Genomic DNA, 20,211 nt, shown 5'->3' with positions numbered 1-20,211 from the left:
GCAAGGCGCCGACACCCAAGGTGCCAAGCACAAAATTGCGTCGATTGACCGCCATCAGCTCACCCCCAGAATCGACGACAGATGCCCGTTGAGAAACTTGCCGCTCGGGTCCAGCGCCTGGCGTACCTGAATGAATTCCTGCCAGCGCGGGTACAACGTCTGCAACGTCCTGGCATTGAGCGTGTGCAATTTGCCCCAGTGCGGGCGGCCGTTGTACTTCCAGAAGATCGGCTCGACGGCGGCGAAGAAGTTGTGATGATCCATCTGATAATGCTGGTGGACCGAGATCGAACAGCTGTCGCGGCCCTCGAACATGCTCAAAGGAATGTCGTCGGCCTTGACGTAGCGATACTCGATGGGAAACCAGGTGCGCAGGTCCTTGTCGCGGATCAGCTTGAGAATCTCGCGCAGGCACGCCGGGCCATGTTCGGCGGGCACCGAATATTCCATTTCGTTGAAACGCACGGTGCGCACGTTGGCGTAGATGTCGAACGAGTCGCCGACCCGATCCTCGAAACTCGCCAGATGCCGCAGGCTGTTGAGCAGCGAACTGCGCAGGCCCGGGAAGTCGCTGCCGTACTTGTCGATTTTCTCGATCAGGGTCACGAACTCGTTGCCGCCCTCCTCTTCGGGCGGGATCGGCGGCGTGGCCGGGTCGGTGGTTTCGTTGAGGGCGATCGACAAGGCGTAGTCGGAATGGGTGACGACGAGCATTTCCCAGTGCTGGTTTTCCGATGTGTTCTTGTCGATGTCTTCCAGCAGTTCTTCGGTCTTGGCGATCCATTGGCGTTCGCGCAGGCGGTAGGCCGGGCGATTTTGCAGGCGGATTTTGGTCGCTACGCCCAACGCGCCGAGGGACACCCGGGCGGCGTTGAACACTTCGGGATGACGCTGGCTGTCACAATCCAGCACCTCGCCGCTGGCGGTCACCAGTTGCATGCCGCAGACGTGGGCGGAATAGGACTGGAAGGTTTTGCCTGTGCCATGGGTCGAGGTGGAAATCGCCCCGGCGAGGGTCTGGTAGTCGATGTCGGCCATGTTTTGCAGGGCCTGGCCGACGTCCTTGAGCGGAACGCCCATGCGCGACATCGGTGTGCCGGCGGCGAATTCGGCTTGCAGGGTTTTCGGGTCGTGATTGAGCAGCCCGTTGAAGTAGCTCAGGGACAGCAACGTGCCGTCGGTGGGCACCAGCGCGCTGAAGGAATGCGCCGAGCCGACCGGACGGATCTTGCCCGGTGCCTGCTGAATCACTGCCGTCAGTTCATCCAGGTTCTTCGGCGCCACTCGCGCCGCCGGCAGGCAGCTCTGGCCGCCCGACCAGTTGCGCCACGGGATCAACCGGGGTGCGCGCATCAATTGGCCCAAGACCGGATTCGTCGCCAGCGCACTGAACGCACCGACGATGCTTGCCCGTTGCAACAGCTGACGTCGAGTCAGATCCATCGTCATGCGCGCACCCTTATTGTGGCAGCGGCTGATCGGCCATGAAGCCGATCAACTGGAGGAATTGTTCTTCCGAGCACTCGACGCACTGGCCCATCGGCGGCATGCCGTTGTAGCCATTGATGGCGTGGTCGAGCAGCGTGTCGGCGCCCTGCTGGATGCGTGGTTCCCAGGCCTTGCGGTCACCGGTCAGCGGCGCATTGGCGGCGGGGTTGGCGTGACAGAGCTGGCAGCTGTTGGCGTAGATCTGCGCCAGCGCCGGGTCTTTGGGAATGGCGTTGTTGGTACTGGCCGGGGGTTTGGGGTCTTCGCCGCAGCCGGCCAGTGCAGCGACCAGCATCAGCGGCAACATGATTCGGGATGCCCGCATAACGATCCTCGCGTGGGGTGCCACTTATTGTTGTGATCACACCTTAAGGCAGCGACGCCAGCGCGTTGAGGGCATTGCGGGCCAGCAAAGGGGGCATCCGGGGACAGCCAGGACGCAGCTCGACATCGTCTAAACGGCGGATATTTTGCTGAGCCCTCTGCCCTGCGCCTTTGCGTGACATTCGCGTGACATTTGCGGGTTTAAATTGCAGCGCGTTCAGGCGTATAACCTGTACAGACTTTTCAATTGGCAAGCAGGGTAGCGACATGACCACAGCAAACATCCTTGGCAATCTGTTCCCTTCTGTCAGCGACATCCCGGAAAAATACCGCCTCGACGGTCAGGTCGAACAACGCGAATACCTGGTCGATGGCGAGTTGCGCCGCTGGGACGGCCCCCTCGCCACCGTGCGCAGCCCGGTCTATCTGCACGGCGAAAACGGCGATGAACAAGTGATCCTCGGCAGCACGCCGCTGCTGGACGCCGACACTGCCCTCACTGCCCTGGACGCCGCCGTGCGCGCCTATGACCGGGGCCAGGGCCTGTGGCCAACCATGCGCGTGGCCGAACGTATCCAGCACGTCGAAGCCTTCCTCGGGCGCATGCGCCAGCAGCGCGACGCCGTGGTGAAACTGCTGATGTGGGAAATCGGCAAGAACCTCAAGGACTCGGAAAAAGAGTTCGACCGCACCTGCGACTACATCGTCGACACTATCAACGCGCTTAAAGAACTCGACCGCCGCTCCAGCCGTTTTGAACTGGAACAGGACACCCTCGGCCAGATCCGTCGCGTCCCGCTTGGCGTGGCGCTGTGCATGGGGCCTTACAACTATCCGTTGAACGAAACCTTCACCACGCTGATTCCGGCGCTGATCATGGGCAACACCGTGGTGTTCAAACCGGCCAAGCTCGGTGTGCTGCTGATCCGTCCGCTGCTCGAAGCCTTCCGCGACAGCTTCCCCACCGGCGTGATCAACGTGATTTACGGCAGCGGCCGCGAGACCGTCAGTGCGTTGATGGCCAGCGGCAAGATCGACATCTTCGCCTTCATCGGCACCAACAAGGCCGCCAGCGACCTGAAGAAACTGCACCCGAAACCGCACCGTTTGCGCGCCGCACTGGGGCTGGATGCGAAAAACCCCGGGATCGTCCTGCCGGAGGTGGATCTGGACAATGCGGTCAGCGAAGCGGTCACTGGCTCCCTGTCGTTCAACGGCCAGCGCTGCACTGCGTTGAAAATCCTGTTCGTGCATGAAGACGTGGTCGAAAGTTTCATCGAGAAATTCAACGCCAAACTGGCCAGCCTCAAACCGGGCATGCCGTGGGACAGCGGCGTGTCGCTGACGCCGCTGCCGGAGTCGGGCAAGGTCGATTACTTGCACGGTCTGGTGGCCGATGCGCAAAGCAAGGGCGCCCAAGTGGTCAACCCGAATGGCGGTGAATCGCGGGAATCGTTCTTCTATCCGGCGGTGCTGTACCCGGTGACACCGCAGATGCGCGTGTATCAGGAAGAGCAATTCGGCCCGGTAGTGCCAATCGTGCCGTACCGTCACCTCGATACCGTGATCGACTACGTACTGGAATCGGACTTCGGCCAGCAACTGAGCATCTTCGGCACCAACCCGGTGGCGGTTGGCCGTTTGGTCGACACCTTCGCCAACCAGGTCGGACGGATCAACCTCAACGCCCAATGCCAGCGCGGCCCGGACACCTACCCGTTCAACGGCCGCAAGAACTCCGCCGAAGGCACGCTGTCCGTACACGATGCGCTGCGGGTGTTTTCGATCCGTACGCTGGTGGCGACCAAGTTCCAGGAACCCAACAAGGATCTGATCAGCGAAATCATTCGCGGGCGCGATTCGAATTTCATCGCCACCGATTACATCTTCTGAGGAGGAATCACCGCTGAGCACTTTCAGCCCTCACCGCTGGCCGCCGCTGTTGCGGCGGATTCTGCGGCCATTGTTGGACCCGTACCGTCGCTACCGGCACGCGCGGTTGATTCATGCGGTGCGGGTGGCACTGGGGTTGCTGGCGACAATCCTGCTGACCACCGGCATCAACCTGCCCCACGGCGAGTGGGCGTCGGTGACCATGCTGGTGGTGATCGGCGGCTTGCAGCACCACGGCAACATCGGCAAGAAAGCCGCCGAGCGCGCCACCGGCACCTTGATCGGTGCCGGCGTCGGTCTGTTATTAGTGGCGCAACAGGCCTGGCTCGGTCTGCCGTGGCTGACCTATTTTGCAATGGCGGTGGTGTGCGGATTCTTCTCCTATCACGCCATCGGCAAGGGTGGCTATACCGCCCTGCTCTCCGCCATCACCGTTTTCATCGTCGCCGGGCATGGCGACAACCCGATCACCGACGGGCTGTGGCGCGGGGTCGATATCCTGATCGGTATCGCCCTGGCCCTGGCCTTTTCCTTCGCCCTGCCGCTGTACGCGGTGTACTCGTGGCGCTACAACCTGGCCGATGCGTTGCGCGATTGCGCCACGGTGTACGGGCGGATTATCAGCGGCGAGCCGGTTTCCGCCGATGAACACCTGAAACTGATGGGCCGGTTGAACACGGTGATGGTGCAACTGCGCTCGCTGATGCCGTCGGTGTCCAAGGAAGTGAAGGTCTCGATGACCGAACTGGACGCGATCCAGCGCAACCTGCGCATGTGCATCAGCACCCTGGAAATCCTCGGCAATACCCGACCGGACACCAACGATCCTGAAGCGATGGCCCATCTGCAATCAGCGTTGAAGGCCGAGCACCGGCAGATCCGTGTGCAACTGATCGGCATGGCCCGGGCCTTGAAAACCGGGGCGACCCAGCGCCTCGGGCGCCCGGTGGAGTTGCCGGACGCCAGCCTTGACGCCCCGGTCTACAGCCCGTTGGACGGTTACCGTCTGCTGACCCGGCAACTGGCGTCCAACATCGGCGAAATGCGCCAGCGCCTGGCGAAGACCGCACCGCGCTGGAACATCTGAGGATTACTGCGCCGCCAGACGTCGCGACTTGAAGCCCCAACCCTGTTGCATGCCGGCGGCGGCCAGCAGGATCGCCGCCACGCCAACCCATTGCAGGGTCTGCAGTTGATGGCCGAAGGCAAACCAGTCGACAAAAATCGCTGCAATCGGATAGATGAACGACAGCGCGCCGGTCAGTGCCGTCGGCAGTTTCTGGATCGCGCCGTAGAGCAACACGTACATCAGACCGGTGTGAACGATGCCCAGCGTCACCAGGCTGGCCCAGGCACTCGGCGCCTGTGGCAGCGCGTTCAAGTGGGCGAACGGTGCCAGTAGCAACACACCAGTGCAGACCTGTATCAGCGCAATCAGGTGTGGCGGCGTGCCGGTCAGGCGCTTGATGATCAACGCGGCGATGGCGTACAGAAACGCCGCCCCCAGCGCCAGCGCGATGCCCATCAGGTAATCATTGCCGCCCTCGCCCTGCCCGCCGTGAGCACTGACGATGGCCAACATTCCCATAAACGAAATCGCCAGCCAGAACAGCTTTTGCAGGGTGATCTTCTCGCCCAGAAACAACGCCGCCAATCCCACCAGCATGAACGGCTGCACGTTGTACACCGCCGTGCCGATGGCGATCGAGGCTCGGGAATAGGAGGCGAACAACAGCACCCAGTTGCCGACGATCGCCATGCCGCTGAGCACGGCCAGCAAGAGCGTGGTACGGGTCAGAATCCCCGGGCGCAAAAAGCCGAAGGCGGCGCAGATCAGGAGCAAGGTCCCGGCGCCGAATACGCAGCGCCAGAACACCACGTCGAACACCGGTTGCCCGGACACCAGCACAAACCAGCCGATCGTCCCGGATATCAGCATGGCTGCGGTCATTTCGAATGAGCCGCGACGGATTGTTTTGTCCATCATCAATCTCCTTAATGTGTGGCAAAAGTATGCCAAGCGAGACCGGAGCTTCTCCAGCGCAAAAAGCAGGCTAAACTCGATTTCTGCCTTTTTTATCAAGGGTAGTTAGCGTCATTCGCCTAATGCGGGAGTTATTTGTATGACCGACGATATCGACCAGATTCTGATCGGGGCCTTGATGGAAGACTCCCGGCGTTCGCTCAAGGCCCTGGCGCAGATCAGCGGATTGTCTTCACCCAGCGTGGCCGAGCGCTTGCGACGACTGGAAGAGCGCGGCGTGCTCAAGGGTTACACCGTTGAGATCGACCCGAAATGCTTCGGCTACCAGTTGCAGGCCATCGTTCGCGTACGGCCATTGCCGGGGCAGTTGCAGGAAGTGGAGCGGCAGATCCTGTCGATTCCCGAGTTCACCGAGTGTGACAAGGTCACCGGCGAGGACTGTTTCATCGCCCGCCTGCATGTGCGTTCGATGGAGCAACTGGATACCTTGCTCGATCGGCTCAATACGTTGGCCGAGACCAACACCGCGATCGTCAAGAAGACTCCGGTCAAACGACGATTGCCGCCGATGGCGTGAGCGGCGTAGATTGAGTTTTTTTCGGCGAAGGATTCGCGGCATGAAAATTCAGGCAATGATGCTGGCGGCATTGATGCTGGCTGGGTGCGGGACGGTGCAGACCGTGGCGTTCAGTGACAAGCACTCCACGGAGCAGTTGAAAGCGAACAAATCCTACTGCGGCGCCGTACCACGCATTTACAGCGGCGTGACTTACGACTTCTGCTTGCTGCATGCCGAAAAGCCGGATGACGTCGATGCGTTCAACTACAAGAACGCGACGCCGGGCATGCTGGTCGATGCGGCCGTGTCGGGAGTGCTCGATACATTGCTGTTGCCCTACACGATCTATAAGCAACAGGCCGATGGCAGCATCGTGATCAATTGATCGCCTGCTCTCTTTTTCGCAGACAACAAAAAACCCGCTCTCGCGGGTTTCTTGTTTTTAGCGGTGTAGCGATCAGTCGTCGCGGCTCATGATGCCGAAGATCTGCAACAGGCTGATGAACAGGTTGTAGATCGATACATACAGGCTGATGGTCGCCATGATGTAGTTGCGCTCGCCGCCGTGGATGATGGCGCTGGTCTGGAACAGGATGCAGACCGACGAGAACAGCACGAAACCTGCGCTGATTGCCAGTTGCAGGCCGCTGATCTGGAAGAACATGCTCGCCAGCGTCGCACCCAGCAACACGAAGAAACCGGCGGTGATGAAGCCACCGAGGAAGCTCATGTCTTTGCGGGTGATCAGCACGTAGGCCGACAGTCCACCGAACACCAGTGCAGTCATCGCGAACGCGGAGCTGACCACTTCAGCGCCGCCCTGCATGCCCAGGTAACGGTTGAGGATCGGGCCGAGCAGGAAACCCATGAAACCGGTCAGGGCAAACGCCGACACCAGGCCCCAGGCAGAATCACGGAGTTTGTTGGTGAGGAAGAACAAGCCGTAGAAACCGATCAGCACCACGAAAATATTCGGGTAGCCGACGCGCATCTGCTGAGCCACGAAAGCCATCACACCGCTGAAAGCGAGGGTGAGCGCCAGCAAGCCGTATGTGTTGCGCAGGACGCGGCTAACCTCTAGCTGCTCAGCCTGCACGCTGTTGTGAACTGCGTAATCCTGTTCGCGCATGGCGACACTCCTGTTGGTTTGAAACGTTCAGTCGCAAAGATCATAACAGACGCTCTGTAACAAGCCATGCACAGAGTTTGACAGTGTGTTTCATTCAGGTATTATGGCGCCCGCAACGCAAACGGAGGTGTGGCCGAGTGGTTTAAGGCAACGGTCTTGAAAACCGTCGACTGTAACAGGTCCATGAGTTCGAATCCCATCGCCTCCGCCATATTTGATACGACAAAGCCCTGATTATTCAGGGCTTTGTCGTTTCTGGAGGTTGGATTGCGCCAATGCAGAAAGATCGATTCGTTGCAGCGTTTTCGGACGCGTCCTAAAACTAAGCTGCCGAAATCGAATTACCATCGCAGCCGGTGGCCTTTATCCTAACCTGCGATATGCACATTGCGCATACCGTGCACGTCCCTCCCCCGGCGTTCTGCCGACTGAAAACTTCCCCTGCTACTCTGGTTTCGTCCACGGAGGAAACCGCAATGTCCAATTCCGATCTGCTCCCTTCCCTACTCTTCAAAATCAACGAAAACCAACTCGCCCTTGAAGCTGCCATCATGGAGCTCGCGCTATGGGTGGAGCAGCGCGGATCTGCCGACGTCGCGGAAAACGTTCGCGAGGCCCTGGCCGCAATCGATCGGAATGAGGAGTTCATCAAGATGACCCTGGCCGTGTTAATGACGCCTGATTGACCGCTTTCGGCCATGAGCGGTCATCGCGCTCTTACGTAAATAATGGTCTACTCAGTATTAACCGCTTGTCGACACACCTTCGGTACAAGCTACCCTTCAGGGATCCGAGCTTTCGTCGGATGCTGTAATTAAATTTGCAATCTAAAAATTGTGACGATTTCATGACATCGCAGTCCTATAGCTAAGAAACTCTTTTGCACCCGCCTAGATTTAGCTGCGCTGCAGTGGAGGCCGACATGAAGGCTAGGGCTACAGTGATATGCCGAAAGGATGACCGCGTCCTTTACGTTCGAAAAAGAAAATCCAAATGGGCGCTTCCCGGCGGCAAGATCGAGTCAGGAGAATCTCCTGCTGAAGCCGCCGCGCGGGAGCTTGAGGAAGAGACCGGACTGGTTGCTGACGAACTAATCTATCTCGCACGATTCGAGAAAGACGGCGTTGTCCACTTTGTCTTCATCTTCATGCTTGAGTCTGGTGAAAAGCCATTTCCGAAAAATGAGATTGCCGCATGTCGATGGAACTCTCGGAGGCGACTTCACACTATCGAGTCAAGCCCCGTGACCAGGGCCATTGTGAAAAATTTCGCTGACTTTCAACCAAGGCTCTGAGCCTCGTCTAATTTTCTACGCATCCTGACAGGCTGCTTTTGGCCGATATCCGACGTTCACGACTGACCGCCTTCGGCCACAGGTAGTCCTTCGAAGAATCAACGAAATGAGGGGGGCTATTTATTGGCTGGAAGAGCCCGCCCCTCGAGTCTGTCAGGGACGAGCTGATATAGCGCGACTTGAGAGGCGGGTATCTGAACCCTAGACTAGTATTCAATTTCTTTCGACTCACTCCATCTGCCACTGACAACGGAATGCGTTTATTGAGCAGCCCGCGGCAGGAAAAACCTCAAGCTCAGTATTTTTTCTGGATTCTGGTATGCAATTTTTTGCCGCCGCCATCGTCGGTTTAACACTGATTTTCTGTCTAGGCGCTATTTTTGGCAAAGATGATCACGATGTATGTGACGCGGCCTTAGAAAAACTCACGTCAATCGGCGAGCAGAGTTTTCCCGTTGGATTGCAAGAGGAATACCGGAAGGTCATAGACGCACACGCTTCCGGTGAATACAAAACCTGTGTGAATCTAGCGAATAAGACTCTTGAACATTTAAAGCGAGGATGACGAGGCAGAAATTAGAGCAGCAGGCTCACTGCTGATGACCTAAAAAGACACTAAAACGGTTTCACAAGTTTTTCACAGCCCTCTCTCTAGGGTGGAGAAAGCTCCTCGTGAACTTTCAGCCCGCGCTCCCCATGTGGGCTTTTCTTTACCGACACGAAGCTAATCTATGTGTCTCCCAGATCAGCCTTTTGGCCGGGGGCTGACGCTTACTACAGCTCGTCGCCTCACCCTCGCCCGCCAGACATGTCTCGATTACTGTACATCCAAACAGTACATGGCAAGGCACTTCCGTGGATCCCTCCGACATCGAAAACACCAACGACTGGCTCGGCTGCCCGACGCCGCTTGAAACCTGCCGACAGCAGCTCAGGCTCTACGAAAATGAATTCGAGGAACTGAACCTACAGCTTCGCCAAGCCCGGGAGCAGATATTCAAGCTGGTCGAGATGAACACTGAAACCGGAAACGAGCGCGACACATTCCGGAGGCAGTTGCTGTCAGCCCAGGCCGATGTGAATCGCCTTCAGTCTCAAACTACCGAGCTTTCGAGCCAGCTTCGCGTGTTCAACGATATCAAGCGTCAGAACACGCACCTCTTCCATGAAAACCAGCGCCTTCTCAGGGAGGCGCGGGAGCGCGAGAGCTGATCGCCTTCACGTAATCTTGGCACGCCTGCAGAGCAATCAGTCCCCGGTCGCCTTCGTCGGTGATGGCGACAATTCGTTGAGCATGCGCTGGGTCAAGGTCGGCTCGTATGGTTGCATGAACCACGCCGCCGGCGCCGGTGGCGGCAGGCACTGAACAGCCACCGGTTGAACCCGCGTCGAGGAGGACTGACAGCCGCAGATCAGAAGTGGCAAGGCGATCGCGCAGAAGAGCCTGTTCTTTTTGAGCATTGGTCATTTTCTCGGTGTGGGTTTTGTCACTGGCCGCCAGCCGCTGCTCGAGCGCCAGCCGCCTGTCCTGCTCGGCCTGCTGCGCGGATGCGGCTGCCATGGTCAGCTGATTCAGGGTTTCGGTGTGCAGCCGGGCCTGCTCCGCCAATTTCTCGCCGTAGCGCCAATCCTGGAACTGCCAGGCGCTGCCGGCGCCGATCAGCAACAACGCCAGCGCGCCGATCAACTTCCACGGCACGGTCATCACGCCAGCACCTTCAGTGCTTTCTCGTAGAAAGCCTGGCGTTCAGCAGAACCATTCGGTGTACGACCGCGTCGGCCGGTGTTGATGATGCTGCCGATGTTCGCGTTGTCGCCGGCATCGGCCAGCGTATTCAGTCCGTGCGTGGCCCACCACCAGGCTGCCGACATCGCGGCATGCTGCGACAGTTCCAGCAGCTCCGGGTGATTGATCAGGTCCAGGCCCAGCGCCTCGCCGCACTCGGCATAGTTCACCCGGCCGGTGATCTGAATCAGGCCACGGCCGCAAAATTTCCGGCCATCACCTGACACGGTGTTGCCCAGGTCTTTGCGGCCCTCGTACCCACGCTGGGCATCTGTCGGCCCCCAAATCTCGCGCACCCAGCGCAACTGACCGGATTCGTGGCCGGTCTGTGCAATGAACGCAGCAACACGCTTCGTCCCGACGATCTGGTAACGCTGCATCGCCGTGTTGAGGGCAGGCACAAAAACGCCGGCATTGGCGCCGGCGTTCGGGAGGATCTGCAGCAACTGCTGCTGAGTGATGGGCATGGCTTTCTCCAGGCAAAAAAATACCCGCTCGACGGCGGGTGCGGTCTGACACGGCGATCAACTCAAGACTGGGTTGCGCGGGCCACGGTGGTTTCTTCGTTGTACGGCTCAGGCTGATCCGGCCAGGTCGGGGCGCCTGGCCAAACAGGCAAACCAGTCACGCGCCCCAACAAAACGCGGTATTTCTTCCAGGCCGCCAGCGCTGCTACCCGCAGAGGCTTCTCGTCGACCTCTTCCGGCAGCGCGTAATCACCATCGATGGCGTCATTGATTGCATCGACCCGGCTTTGCAGCGCGGTGACCTGGGCGGTTGCAAGGCGCGTTCTGGCATTGAGAATCGCCGTGGTGTCGCGCAAGAGTTCCTGATCAGCGATGGCGTCAATCAAGGACTGTGGAATCTCGTCGACGAAGGTTTCGCCCTCCAACAGTTCCATTTCGGGGTTGATCGCCCGCCAGCCGGTGGCGGTAATTGCATAGGGCATTTTCATCACCTGTCGAAGTAGTAGCCGAGCGCGTAACAGTTGGCGCTTCCGCCACCGGTTGCGCTGTAAGTAATGGTGCCGTCTGAGGCAATCGGACAGCGGCCATTGAAAATGGCACTCGGCGGCACGAACACCATCCATCCGGACGCGATCGGCGTACCCGCATCAGAGGGTGTGAATTTCACCGAGACGGTACCGACGTTTTGCCAAGCCGCCTCCAACGTGTGCGCTGTAACCGGTGCGATGGTGCGCGTATTGAATGCAGCGACCGAGGCTCCACCGCTGAGCAGGCGGAATGTGGTGCTTTCCGGATTGGCAACCGTGTACATAATCGAGCTGTCGGCCAGCCGATGGGCAAACTGATAAGCGCCCGCTGCGTTGGTGTTGATCAGAATCGAGCCGATGTATCGGCGAGTGTTGTCGCCTGTTTTCTGGTGCGCTTGGTTGTAATATCGCACCGGCGCGGCGGTGGTGGACTGCTCAATAGCACCAGCATCCGTGAGATACAGGTGGATGAAGGTGTTGACGGCCCCCACCGTCATCGGGTTGATCGTTCCGCCAGCGTACGTCACCACCTTGTTTGCTGATGGCACGTACGCGCTGCCCGGGCGGATCGCGATACTCGTTCCTGAAAGCCAGACCAGGCTGAGACCTTCGATAAAGCCAAATGCGCCGCCGATGCCGCCCTGTTCTCGGGAAAGTGGAGTGGTGAGCCCGGCAAGAGAGGTGATGTCGGAGTTCTGCCCTTTGGCGGCCTTGCTGAATTGCAATTTCGCCAAGGCAGCGATCACCGTGTCGGCCGCCGTTACCGCCGAGGCAGCTCCAGGCAGCGTAAAACCTGTCAGGACGGCTGCCCGAACCCGTGTATCAGTGAAATACTTGTTCGTCGCACCTTCCGGAAGGCCATCGGTGGTTTCGAGGCCGAGCGCCCAGCGCACGCCGGCCAAAGTGGGATCAGTGCCGAGCACCGCAATAACGCCGCCGAACTGGTTTTTCAGTGCGTTGAACGAGTCAGCCAGCGCTTTCGGGTACCCCTGTACGGGCATGATTGCGTAGGCCGAGCCGCTCACTGTCGGCCCCTTGTAAGCAGGAATGATCGAGATCACGGATTCGCTGGCGATGTTTGCGATTTCATAGTTCAGGCCATCCGGGCCAACAAAGGCGTCACCAACTCGTGAGTTGCCTGCGAAATACGCATTGGTTCCTACGACTGTGGTTGATCCCGTGGTGACAGCTACTGTTCCACCTCTGAGCCAGGGCATGGCATATCCTTAATTTGGTCAATAAAAAACCCGCACGTTGGCGGGTCATTTTTCGTTGTGTTTACAGGGGCCGCATGGGCCTAGCCGCGAAAGTAGTTCGGCCATTTTTTGCGGTCCCCCCTTCCGAGCTCACCATTGCCCCCACGTAACCATTGAGTGTTGAGCGCACTCCAGCATGGAATCCGCAAGGCGTTTGAAGCGTTGTGTTGCCGTTGTAGATTTTCCCGCCGAGCAGCGTGGAAGCGAGAAAGTAATCGTCAAAGGAGCCCGTCCAAGGCATTTGGCAACCGCTCCAATAAATTCCGGAAACCTCACCACCCCGATTGTCCAGACTCCAGCCTTCGTTGATGGGAAATCCCGTCATGACAAGGAGATTGTCGGCTCCCACGAAGATTTGCTCATTAGCGGCATTACGCAGGCGCAGGTCGTATGCGCTCGCGGGCGATGTTGACCGGAACGTCGCGACAAGCCAGCGACCGCTGCAATCAGACGCATTGAACGGTGTAATCAAGTGCAGTTGGAAGCGAAATCCCGTCCAGTTACCGGGCCCACCCATCTGCACCAACGAGTGGTACATACCCTGGTTGGTTGGGTTGAGGAAAACGTGCGGCGCCTCGGCGGTGGTTATGGGTGCCGGGTAAGTAATGATGGCCTGGGTGATCGTCACAGGCGCGCTCGGAGGTTTACCGATCGTGTAACTGCCAGATGCAGCAACGTTTAGAACCCTGTTCTCGCTATCGATTTGAAAGAAGTTCTGTCCGTTGCGTGACCTGAATCCGTAGTCCATGCACACCTCCTATTGGTAGGTCAGGATGAAAACGTTGAGCACCATCCCTGGCCCACGCCGAACTCTGAGCTGTCCCGTCGACCAGAAGACTGCAGGCAAGATGGAGTTTTCATCTGTTGGGTTTGGCAGGGTCACGCACACGAACGACTGCGCAGTGATCTCGGGCATATTGATAAAGCTGGTGAAATTACTGGTTATGGGAGGGACGGTGATCTGTCTCGTCACAATCGATCGAATGGTCATGGTCGACGTTTCCAGTGTCACCCGTCCCGCAGCATCCTTTGTCCTCGCGCCGTAGTAGTCCATTACGTCATCTTCCCGAGCGCTGCGCGCTCGATGTAGTTGAGGTCGTAGACATAGATGCCGTTATTGTTCAGCAGCGTGTAGCCACTGTCTGATTGACCTCGCAGGGTGAATGTCCCGGCCGGAATGTTGATTTCCAGCAGTGGTAGCCCCTGATTGTTCAAGGCCGAAGACCGAAGCGTCATCCCAAGCACCAGTTCCTTGATGAAAGCTTGGCTGATGATCGCGGTGTTCATGAACACCTGGCCGCCCTGCACCACGAACGGCGCAATCATCTGACCGCTGACCTCGTCCAGGATCGCGAAGCGCTGGGCAAATGCGAGGATCTGCGACTCTTGCTGCTCCCCTTCCACACCAATGGCTAGGCCTGCCATGACCGTGTGACCGCCGACCGTTGTCGATGTTTTGATGGTGGTCAGCGCCGACACTTTGCCGTTCAACCCCGCGACCACAGTGCTGACAGTTTCAGCCTTGGCGGTTGCTTCGCTTGTTTTCGCCGTCAGCGTATCGATTTTCTGCGCCGTCGCCTCCTTGTCTGTGGCGACTGCCGTCGCGAGCGAAGTGAGATTCGCGGTATTCGCCCCTACCGCCGCATCAAGCGTGGTGATGCGGGTGGCCGAGGCTAGTTTCTCCTCTGCGCGAACCCTGTCGTTGGTGGCAATGGACGCAGTATTACTCCAGCCCTGGAGTGCATCCGCCATCGCTCCCGGGCCATCGTCCTCGCGCCATGCAGCCTGCAGCGCCTGCATGGTTGATGCTTGGGCGGTGACCTTCCCATCGATGGAATCGATCTGGGTTGTGTGCTGCTGAACCTGCAACGCCAGCGCATTGGTCGTTTCGGCAATCGTCCCCATGTCATACCAAAACTCGGCATTTGGTGGCGACGTACCGACCGGTACTGCTTTGATCGCCGAGTACAGCCGGCCTTCCAGGCGAACCACTTCCCCTTTGCCGTAGGGTTTGGTCGGGTCATACACCATGGCATCGGTGATTTCGCCGATCAGGTCTTCCAGCTGCTGCCTGGCTTGCTCGATTCGATCGTTGACGGAGCCTTCACCGTCACCTGAGATCTTGCCGACTTCATCCAGAAGTTTTTGCCCCAGTGCCGACTCCTGAATTTTTCCGAGGAAATACTGCTCGTATTCGGACTGATCAGCACTGACTTGTCCGTTCACGCCATTCACAGCAGGAAACCACGGCCCGACGTTGCCAATACGATCAACCAAGCGCCCCCAGAAAAAAAGGCTGGTTCCTGGCACGATGTTTTGCATTTCGTGGTGCGCTTGCGGATAGGCAAAATCCGCCAGCTTGGCGGCGCTGGTCAGGTCGTTGACCTTGTTATTCCAGATTTCTGTGCGTTGGGTGTCCCCGGCCCCTTCTGGGAATCCCCAGTCCAGGCCGATGCCATAAACCTTGCTGGTCGTTCTGAGGTAAGCCAGCGCCGGCGGCAATCCCTCTTTGCCGCTCAAGTTGGTCAGGATCGAGTTGCGCCATTGCGACGAGATGTCGTACGCACTCACCGCGCGGACGCGGGCTACATAAGCACCGGCATAGATGCCGACCACGTCGACGTTGGTCATGCCGGTGCGCTGCACCTTAATCCAGTTGCCACTGTCCTTGCGCCATTCCACGTCGTAGCCAACCGCGCCATCTACGGCGGGCCAACTGATCGTCATGGTGGCCACGGCCAGGCCCTGGACCACCGACGATGTCGCCGCGAGAGTCACGCTGGCCGGCGCCGGAACCACCGTGATCGGAATCACGCTGATCGGCCGATCTTCCAGGCGTGCACCGGTGTCGATGTGCGCGAACTTGCTCGGTTCGAACTGCAACGCGCTGATTTCGAAGTCACCTTCGGTCGTGCGCTTGGTGCGCAACACTCGGTACAGCGGAATTGCCAGGTCGTCGGCGTCGAGCGCCCATTGCAACTGCGCGACCGGCGGCTCGCTGTAGGCGACGGTCACGGTCACGGCACGGCCGTTGACGCTTTGCACAGTGCGCCCTTCGGCACGGCCGCCCGACAGGTTGATAATCAATCGATCACCGGCTTTGGCCTGGGTGTCACGGTCGAGCGTCACCACGCGGCCAGACGCCGATGAGATCCGGCCGCCGACCTCCCGCCCCGCCAGCAGCGAATCCGCGACAGCGATGATGTGACCCGGCAGTGGGATCACGCCTTCCATGCCGGTCTTGAACGACACGGTGCGGTCCTGATTGTTGCTGAGGATCGCCCACTTGCCACGGCGCTGCGCCTCCGATGCACGGGTGCAGCCAATGGCGCTCAGCTCGGTTGGTCTGTCGCCGTAGCGACGTTGAAGATCCAGGTCGGCGAACGGAATGACGTCAGTGTCGTAGTTGTTGGCCGGGTTGTCGTAGCTGACCAGGGCCCGGGTGTACCGGGTCTTCGCCGAGGCGCTGCCATACGAGAATTTCCCGTCGATGACGTTGGCCCGGGTGAAGACATAGTCGAAGTCCTGTGCGCGCGGCATGTCGGCCTGCATCACCAACTGCCCCTGCGCCCAGTACGTCATGCCCCGATAAATCGCAGAGATGTCGCGCAACAGCGACCAGGCATCGGCCTTGCCCTGCAAGTTCATGTCGCAAAGGAAACGTGGTTCGGTACCGCCCAGCCCGTTCGGAACAAGCTGATCACAGTACTGCGCGATCCGGTACAGCTCCCACTTGTCGACCATGAACGGTTTGATGCGCTTGCCAAGGCCGAACATTTCGTTCGTGCAGATGCCGTAGGTGATCCACGCCGGGTTATTGGTCCAAGCCGATTTCATCGAACCGTCCCACGTACCGGTGTAGGTACGCGCGATCGGGTCGTAATTGCTCGGCACCATCCAGCGCCGGGCCTTGCACTTCACGGTTACGGCTGGGATGTTGGTGAACTGCTCGGCGTCAAATTCGATGTAGAGCAGCGCGGTGTTCGGGTAGCGCAGCTTGGCGTCGATCACCTCGGTGTAACCAGCCACCAGCATCGTGTCGGCGATCTTGTTGCTGTTCTGGTTCGGCGTCAGGCGGCGCACGCGGATCTGCCAGCCGGTGGTGGCGTCCGGCAGATCAATACGACGCGAGCGCTCATAACGGGTCGTGGTCTTGCCGTCGACCGCGTCCACCAGCACCTGCTGATAGGCGCCGCCGTCGGTGGCCACGTCGATGGCGTAATCGATGCGGTAGCCGCCGACGTTGCCTTGGTCATCGACCCGCTGAAGAGCTGGCCAGGCCAGACGCATGCGCACGGCCGAAAGTTGAGTGTTGGTGATCGAGCGTACCCATGGCGCATCGCTGCGCAATTCGATGTTCAGCGACGTCTCGTTTTCCACGGACGGAATGCCCGGGATGTAGGTCTGATCCACAGAGCCCGAGCGCCAATCCCATTTCACGTTCGGAAAGTTGTAATTGCCGCTGGCATCGCGAATCGGCGTGTTGTCCAAATAGATGTCGTATTCAGTCGGGACGTTGTCGAACTCGCCCTCGCCCACGGCGATCAGCAGCTTTGCCAGGTTGGTCGAGCGCAGGCTGTCGCTTGCTTCGACCGGCGATTTCGGCTTGCTGCTGCCGCCCTTCTCGCCGTAGACCTCAATCTGTTCCGCTGCGCCCATGCTTTCCTCCAGGCGTAAAAAAACCGCCTCGAGGGCGGTTTGCTCACAAGCCATGAAGGCTCGCGTAAAGTTTCATCGTAAAAATGGCGACTCGGATCAAACTCCAAGTAATCGCACGAACCAATGGAAACCATTTTTTCATCAGCAAGCTCCTCCTTTATCCCGGAAGGCCAGTCCTTCCCAGGTAAGTGAGGGGTTTTGCTGCTACACCTTATCTTCGGCGAGAATCGAGGCTGAGATAATCATCCCGCCCCACCGGCGCTCACCGATGCAGATCGGCACCGGGTTACCGCTGGCTGTGGTGTTCTTGGCGCTGCCGAAGGCGTAGGACGGTGAGTTTTCGGGGGATGCGCTTTGCGACAGACCCTTTGCTTGAGGGCTGATCATCTGAATGACGCCGCCGGCGGTCGAGGCAATACCACCAGCGATCAATGCTGCACCTTGGGCCGTAGTTGACCCGTAAGCGAAAAAACCAACGGCGATCAGCACGATGCCCAAAACGGTCTGCATCAATCCGGCGCGCTTGCTTCCCGCAACGACTGGGACGACTCGGATCTCCCGAGTGCCACCAAGATCAAAACCCTCTACCGCTTCGTTCTTCCGGTTGCGAAAGATGGCGAATCGCATCCCTATCCGATCAAGCCGCCGGATTTCATCTTCAAAGCCCTCCAGCGTCACCTTGAGCGCCTTGAAAGCCTCCCATACACGCTCACTGTCTACTTGGCGGCGATGGACTCGCCCAAACTTTTTTGCTAATGAGCCAGATAAAAGGATGGTGGTCATTGGGTTGTAAGCAGCTGCAACGTCAGCCATGGTTTTCTCCGGGCATAAAAAAGCCCGCAGACGCGGGCTTGGGAATGCATTTAAATTGCCGTGGGCGAAATATCGAAATTGTCACCCGAAAGCGTGATTCGACGCCTGACCGTCTCTCCGGTTTTTACATCTACCTCGCGCTCAACCAAGCCCCATCCACCACATGCAGCGCTCGGCTTAATTCCAAGGATATGTTTTCCGGCTTTTACTCCAAACCGAGCTACCTCGCCTGAGGCGAATTCAGCTGCCAGGGTTCCATCAATGTACAGACGGTAATTACAACCAGATCCATATAGGCCACTGTCGCGCGTGACCAGCAACTGCGACTCCGACTTGGCACTGAATGCATACAGACGGTTGCTTGGAACCGGATCTGCTTTATCCGCCGGAACAGGCGAAGTCGCACACCCCGCCAACAGCGTTAACGCCAGCGCTCCTACGATCAATTTCATGCAGATCACTCCTGTGGAAATGCAGCAATGTAGCACTCCTGCCTCAGCTAAAGAATGCAGCGCCGGGGACGATACTAAAGCTTCACTACAAGGAATTTTCAGCATGCACTGTCGCGTTGCTAGCACACTCCTCATCTCCGCCCTTATGGCGGCGACCGCCACAGCTGCCCAACCAGTTGTCAGCGACCAATTTCCGCATCTTCCAGTGATGTCCCATCAAAAAATGATTCACAACGGAAAGGTCATATACGAAGCAGATGTGGATCTAAACGACCCAAAGCGCAAGCCGTTTGTACTCCAATTGAAGGTCGATGATCTAATCAGTGACTGCGCCTCTGTTACCGGCACTGTCGCGAGCTCTGCCTCACAGGAGGGAAAGCCGGGACATAATGCATCAACTGCTTATATGGTGAGTTGCGTGGTTACGGAACTATCATCTGATGGCCAAGCGAAAGCCGATGTCATATACAATATCCAAGATGAAACGCGCAACATACATAAGTCCGGGCACGTGAGAGCGAGCTTACAGGTAGGAAAAGTATACAAAACTGCCAGCAATGACTCCCAAGTATCTTTGCTTCTGCAGACCTACTGAGAAATAGGAACACGCCCCAGAGTCTGTTCCAGCCGTGAAAGCCGATACTCCAACAGGTCGGCTTACTCTTGCGCCTTTTCTGCAAAGTCGGACGGCAGTGAAACTCCAACAGCCGAAGCGATTGCTTGGGATTTCAATACAGCATCACTGATAAATACACTTCCATCTTCAGTTCGCGCGAACGGCAGATTCATACATCTCTACTGCATCAATGCCGTGCCATCTGAGTGGTCATGCATCTTTGTGCCTGAGAATCAGACGTATTCTGTCCAGCCACGGCCCACCGAAAACAATGACCTCTGACGGCCGGCCATACAGGTGGTGCAGCACGAACGGCCCAGGGCCGAACGTCGCTGCGTCCTCGCCGGGCAGTGCTGGATCGGAGCCGAGGAAGATCCCGGCATGGTTTGGGTAAACTGTCCGCCCCACTTCCATCACGATCATGTCACCGCGCTGCGGCTGGTCGACCCGGTAGAAACCGGCGGCCTCGTAGTTCGCCTCGTACAGGCTGGTGTTGTCCTTGCTCTCCCACCAGCCGTCAGCGCGCTTGAATGCTTCGAACTCCAACCCCCAATCGCGCTTGTACCAATCGGCGCAGACCTGCCAGCAGTCCCAGGCACCGTGTACGAATGGCCGCTTGAGCAGCGGCACCTCACCGGACGGCACGACGGTGCGCAGGTCGCCCTCGGGCCAGCTGATGATGTGCCACGGCATGGCCGTCGCCTCACACATGGCCAGGTCGCGCGGTGACGGCCGACTGGTGGCGTCCGGATGCGAGTGCACCACGCCAATCACTTCGCCGACGTCTTCGGCCGCTGCGTACTCCTCGGGATCGATCCGGAACTCTTCGTTCGGCTCGGTCGAGACATTGCGACACGGGTAATACTGCTGTTTACGACCCACAGCCAGCAGCAGGCCGCAGCACTCTTTCGGGTACTCGGCGGCTGCGTGCGCCTGAATCGCGTTGAGAATGTGTTTGCGCATG

The 20,211-nt window shown here is 58.6% G+C and carries 24 protein-coding genes and 1 tRNA gene; 10 read left to right on the top strand and 15 right to left on the bottom strand.

Going from position 1 to position 20,211, the window contains the following annotated elements; genetic code table 11:
• Positions 1-54 precede the first annotated feature (54 nt).
• Together R1A29_RS12610 and R1A29_RS12605 are read right to left on the bottom strand one after the other, a co-directional pair.
• Positions 55-1,383, bottom strand: coding sequence for a D-arabinono-1,4-lactone oxidase (locus R1A29_RS12610; RefSeq protein WP_438302039.1), 1,329 nt, complete (start codon positions 1,381-1,383; stop codon positions 55-57).
• Between the two features lie 76 nt (positions 1,384-1,459).
• Entirely contained in the window at positions 1,460-1,813 is a 354-nt protein-coding gene (locus tag R1A29_RS12605) for a c-type cytochrome (protein ID WP_438301708.1), read from the bottom strand.
• Between the two features lie 266 nt (positions 1,814-2,079).
• Between R1A29_RS12605 and R1A29_RS12600 the strand changes: the two genes are divergently transcribed.
• On the top strand, positions 2,080-3,705 hold the full coding sequence (locus R1A29_RS12600; protein WP_438301707.1) for an NADP-dependent glyceraldehyde-3-phosphate dehydrogenase: 1,626 nt from the start codon (positions 2,080-2,082) through the stop codon (positions 3,703-3,705).
• 46 nt (positions 3,706-3,751) lie between these two features.
• A complete protein-coding gene (locus R1A29_RS12595; protein ID WP_273536557.1) occupies positions 3,752-4,792 on the top strand; it encodes an FUSC family protein in 1,041 nt (346 codons plus the stop codon).
• Positions 4,793-4,795: 3 nt separating this feature from the next.
• On the opposite strand, the gene R1A29_RS12590 is transcribed toward R1A29_RS12595, so the two are convergent.
• Complete coding sequence (locus tag R1A29_RS12590) at positions 4,796-5,689, bottom strand: DMT family transporter (protein ID WP_438301706.1); 894 nt, start codon at positions 5,687-5,689, stop codon at positions 4,796-4,798.
• 139 nt (positions 5,690-5,828) lie between these two features.
• Between R1A29_RS12590 and R1A29_RS12585 the strand changes: the two genes are divergently transcribed.
• Together R1A29_RS12585 and R1A29_RS12580 are read left to right on the top strand one after the other, a co-directional pair.
• Entirely contained in the window at positions 5,829-6,266 is a 438-nt protein-coding gene (locus tag R1A29_RS12585) for an Lrp/AsnC family transcriptional regulator (RefSeq protein ID WP_064381847.1), read from the top strand.
• Between the two features lie 40 nt (positions 6,267-6,306).
• On the top strand, positions 6,307-6,633 hold the full coding sequence (locus tag R1A29_RS12580) for a YceK/YidQ family lipoprotein (protein WP_438301705.1): 327 nt from the start codon (positions 6,307-6,309) through the stop codon (positions 6,631-6,633).
• Between the two features lie 72 nt (positions 6,634-6,705).
• Here R1A29_RS12580 and R1A29_RS12575 read toward each other — a convergent pair whose 3' ends face one another.
• Positions 6,706-7,377, bottom strand: coding sequence for a Bax inhibitor-1/YccA family protein (locus tag R1A29_RS12575; RefSeq protein ID WP_027613775.1), 672 nt, complete (start codon positions 7,375-7,377; stop codon positions 6,706-6,708).
• A 123-nt stretch (positions 7,378-7,500) separates the two neighbouring features.
• Between R1A29_RS12575 and R1A29_RS12570 the strand changes: the two genes are divergently transcribed.
• The 5 genes from R1A29_RS12570 (at position 7,501) to R1A29_RS12550 (ending at position 9,883) form a co-directional block, all read left to right on the top strand.
• Positions 7,501-7,588: transfer RNA gene (locus tag R1A29_RS12570), tRNA-Ser, on the top strand.
• Between the two features lie 265 nt (positions 7,589-7,853).
• Positions 7,854-8,063: a hypothetical protein gene (locus tag R1A29_RS12565; RefSeq protein WP_438301704.1), complete on the top strand. Its 210-nt coding sequence runs from the start codon at positions 7,854-7,856 to the stop codon at positions 8,061-8,063.
• A gap of 236 nt (positions 8,064-8,299) precedes the next feature.
• Positions 8,300-8,671 (top strand): NUDIX domain-containing protein, encoded by a 372-nt coding sequence (locus R1A29_RS12560; protein ID WP_438301703.1) that lies wholly within the window; start codon positions 8,300-8,302, stop codon positions 8,669-8,671.
• A 319-nt stretch (positions 8,672-8,990) separates the two neighbouring features.
• On the top strand, positions 8,991-9,236 hold the full coding sequence (locus R1A29_RS12555) for a hypothetical protein (protein ID WP_438301702.1): 246 nt from the start codon (positions 8,991-8,993) through the stop codon (positions 9,234-9,236).
• A 290-nt stretch (positions 9,237-9,526) separates the two neighbouring features.
• Entirely contained in the window at positions 9,527-9,883 is a 357-nt protein-coding gene (locus R1A29_RS12550; protein WP_438301701.1) for a hypothetical protein, read from the top strand.
• Here the strand turns inward: R1A29_RS12550 and R1A29_RS12545 are convergent.
• The 9 genes from R1A29_RS12545 to R1A29_RS12505 form a co-directional block, all read right to left on the bottom strand.
• The gene (locus tag R1A29_RS12545; RefSeq protein ID WP_438301700.1) at positions 9,855-10,376 is read right to left on the bottom strand and encodes a lysis system i-spanin subunit Rz; all 522 of its coding nucleotides are present in this window, start codon (positions 10,374-10,376) and stop codon (positions 9,855-9,857) included. The two genes, R1A29_RS12550 and R1A29_RS12545, sit on opposite strands and share 29 nt — an antisense overlap.
• Positions 10,376-10,924 carry a glycoside hydrolase family 19 protein gene (locus R1A29_RS12540; RefSeq protein ID WP_438301699.1) on the bottom strand — a complete coding sequence of 183 codons (549 nt, stop codon included), beginning with the start codon at positions 10,922-10,924 and terminating at the stop codon, positions 10,376-10,378. Before R1A29_RS12540 ends, R1A29_RS12545 begins: the two co-directional genes overlap by 1 nt.
• Positions 10,925-10,986: 62 nt before the next feature.
• The gene (locus tag R1A29_RS12535; RefSeq protein WP_438301698.1) at positions 10,987-11,406 is read right to left on the bottom strand and encodes a hypothetical protein; all 420 of its coding nucleotides are present in this window, start codon (positions 11,404-11,406) and stop codon (positions 10,987-10,989) included.
• Between the two features lie 5 nt (positions 11,407-11,411).
• Positions 11,412-12,668: a hypothetical protein gene (locus tag R1A29_RS12530; protein ID WP_438301697.1), complete on the bottom strand. Its 1,257-nt coding sequence runs from the start codon at positions 12,666-12,668 to the stop codon at positions 11,412-11,414.
• Between the two features lie 61 nt (positions 12,669-12,729).
• Entirely contained in the window at positions 12,730-13,455 is a 726-nt protein-coding gene (locus R1A29_RS12525; protein ID WP_438301696.1) for a hypothetical protein, read from the bottom strand.
• 9 nt (positions 13,456-13,464) lie between these two features.
• Positions 13,465-13,761 carry a hypothetical protein gene (locus tag R1A29_RS12520; protein ID WP_438301695.1) on the bottom strand — a complete coding sequence of 99 codons (297 nt, stop codon included), beginning with the start codon at positions 13,759-13,761 and terminating at the stop codon, positions 13,465-13,467.
• Positions 13,761-17,366 carry a host specificity protein J gene (locus tag R1A29_RS12515; RefSeq protein WP_438301694.1) on the bottom strand — a complete coding sequence of 1,202 codons (3,606 nt, stop codon included), beginning with the start codon at positions 17,364-17,366 and terminating at the stop codon, positions 13,761-13,763. The genes R1A29_RS12520 and R1A29_RS12515 overlap by 1 nt, the downstream gene beginning before the upstream one ends.
• A 204-nt stretch (positions 17,367-17,570) precedes the next feature.
• The gene (locus R1A29_RS12510) at positions 17,571-18,179 is read right to left on the bottom strand and encodes a tail assembly protein (RefSeq protein WP_438301693.1); all 609 of its coding nucleotides are present in this window, start codon (positions 18,177-18,179) and stop codon (positions 17,571-17,573) included.
• A gap of 50 nt (positions 18,180-18,229) precedes the next feature.
• The gene (locus tag R1A29_RS12505) at positions 18,230-18,631 is read right to left on the bottom strand and encodes a hypothetical protein (RefSeq protein WP_438301692.1); all 402 of its coding nucleotides are present in this window, start codon (positions 18,629-18,631) and stop codon (positions 18,230-18,232) included.
• On the opposite strand from R1A29_RS12505, the gene R1A29_RS12500 reads away from it, so the two are divergent.
• Complete coding sequence (locus tag R1A29_RS12500) at positions 18,630-19,226, top strand: hypothetical protein (RefSeq protein ID WP_438301691.1); 597 nt, start codon at positions 18,630-18,632, stop codon at positions 19,224-19,226. The two genes, R1A29_RS12505 and R1A29_RS12500, sit on opposite strands and share 2 nt — an antisense overlap.
• A gap of 62 nt (positions 19,227-19,288) precedes the next feature.
• Here the strand turns inward: R1A29_RS12500 and R1A29_RS12495 are convergent, their stop codons facing one another.
• Both R1A29_RS12495 and R1A29_RS12490 read right to left on the bottom strand, forming a co-directional pair.
• Positions 19,289-19,420 (bottom strand): hypothetical protein, encoded by a 132-nt coding sequence (locus tag R1A29_RS12495; protein ID WP_438301690.1) that lies wholly within the window; start codon positions 19,418-19,420, stop codon positions 19,289-19,291.
• 37 nt (positions 19,421-19,457) lie between these two features.
• The gene (locus R1A29_RS12490; RefSeq protein WP_438301689.1) at positions 19,458-20,210 is read right to left on the bottom strand and encodes a C40 family peptidase; all 753 of its coding nucleotides are present in this window, start codon (positions 20,208-20,210) and stop codon (positions 19,458-19,460) included.
• Between the last annotated feature and the right edge of the window lies 1 nt (position 20,211).

This window comes from Pseudomonas sp. NMS19W, from assembly GCF_051554255.1.
Lineage (GTDB): Bacteria > Pseudomonadota > Gammaproteobacteria > Pseudomonadales > Pseudomonadaceae > Aquipseudomonas > Aquipseudomonas kribbensis.
This window is presented reverse-complemented; position numbering and strand designations above follow the sequence as displayed.

What these genes read in the sequence shown, in the direction of transcription:
- R1A29_RS12510 (WP_438301693.1), bottom strand. Translation starts at nt 18,179, where the DNA reads ATGGCTGACGTTGCAGCTGCTTACAACCCAATGACCACCATCCTTTTA.
- R1A29_RS12515 (WP_438301694.1), bottom strand. Translation starts at nt 17,366, where the DNA reads ATGGGCGCAGCGGAACAGATTGAGGTCTACGGCGAGAAGGGCGGCAGC.
- R1A29_RS12575 (WP_027613775.1), bottom strand. Translation starts at nt 7,377, where the DNA reads ATGCGCGAACAGGATTACGCAGTTCACAACAGCGTGCAGGCTGAGCAG.
- R1A29_RS12605 (WP_438301708.1), bottom strand. Translation starts at nt 1,813, where the DNA reads ATGCGGGCATCCCGAATCATGTTGCCGCTGATGCTGGTCGCTGCACTG.
- R1A29_RS12590 (WP_438301706.1), bottom strand. Translation starts at nt 5,689, where the DNA reads ATGGACAAAACAATCCGTCGCGGCTCATTCGAAATGACCGCAGCCATG.
- R1A29_RS12530 (WP_438301697.1), bottom strand. Translation starts at nt 12,668, where the DNA reads ATGCCCTGGCTCAGAGGTGGAACAGTAGCTGTCACCACGGGATCAACC.
- R1A29_RS12600 (WP_438301707.1), top strand. Translation starts at nt 2,080, where the DNA reads ATGACCACAGCAAACATCCTTGGCAATCTGTTCCCTTCTGTCAGCGAC.
- R1A29_RS12585 (WP_064381847.1), top strand. Translation starts at nt 5,829, where the DNA reads ATGACCGACGATATCGACCAGATTCTGATCGGGGCCTTGATGGAAGAC.
- R1A29_RS12490 (WP_438301689.1), bottom strand. Translation starts at nt 20,210, where the DNA reads ATGCGCAAACACATTCTCAACGCGATTCAGGCGCACGCAGCCGCCGAG.
- R1A29_RS12495 (WP_438301690.1), bottom strand. Translation starts at nt 19,420, where the DNA reads ATGAATCTGCCGTTCGCGCGAACTGAAGATGGAAGTGTATTTATCAGT.
- R1A29_RS12580 (WP_438301705.1), top strand. Translation starts at nt 6,307, where the DNA reads ATGAAAATTCAGGCAATGATGCTGGCGGCATTGATGCTGGCTGGGTGC.
- R1A29_RS12545 (WP_438301700.1), bottom strand. Translation starts at nt 10,376, where the DNA reads ATGACCGTGCCGTGGAAGTTGATCGGCGCGCTGGCGTTGTTGCTGATC.
- R1A29_RS12560 (WP_438301703.1), top strand. Translation starts at nt 8,300, where the DNA reads ATGAAGGCTAGGGCTACAGTGATATGCCGAAAGGATGACCGCGTCCTT.
- R1A29_RS12500 (WP_438301691.1), top strand. Translation starts at nt 18,630, where the DNA reads ATGCAGATCACTCCTGTGGAAATGCAGCAATGTAGCACTCCTGCCTCA.
- R1A29_RS12535 (WP_438301698.1), bottom strand. Translation starts at nt 11,406, where the DNA reads ATGCCCTATGCAATTACCGCCACCGGCTGGCGGGCGATCAACCCCGAA.
- R1A29_RS12565 (WP_438301704.1), top strand. Translation starts at nt 7,854, where the DNA reads ATGTCCAATTCCGATCTGCTCCCTTCCCTACTCTTCAAAATCAACGAA.
- R1A29_RS12525 (WP_438301696.1), bottom strand. Translation starts at nt 13,455, where the DNA reads ATGGACTACGGATTCAGGTCACGCAACGGACAGAACTTCTTTCAAATC.
- R1A29_RS12555 (WP_438301702.1), top strand. Translation starts at nt 8,991, where the DNA reads ATGCAATTTTTTGCCGCCGCCATCGTCGGTTTAACACTGATTTTCTGT.
- R1A29_RS12520 (WP_438301695.1), bottom strand. Translation starts at nt 13,761, where the DNA reads ATGGACTACTACGGCGCGAGGACAAAGGATGCTGCGGGACGGGTGACA.
- R1A29_RS12540 (WP_438301699.1), bottom strand. Translation starts at nt 10,924, where the DNA reads ATGCCCATCACTCAGCAGCAGTTGCTGCAGATCCTCCCGAACGCCGGC.
- R1A29_RS12505 (WP_438301692.1), bottom strand. Translation starts at nt 18,631, where the DNA reads ATGAAATTGATCGTAGGAGCGCTGGCGTTAACGCTGTTGGCGGGGTGT.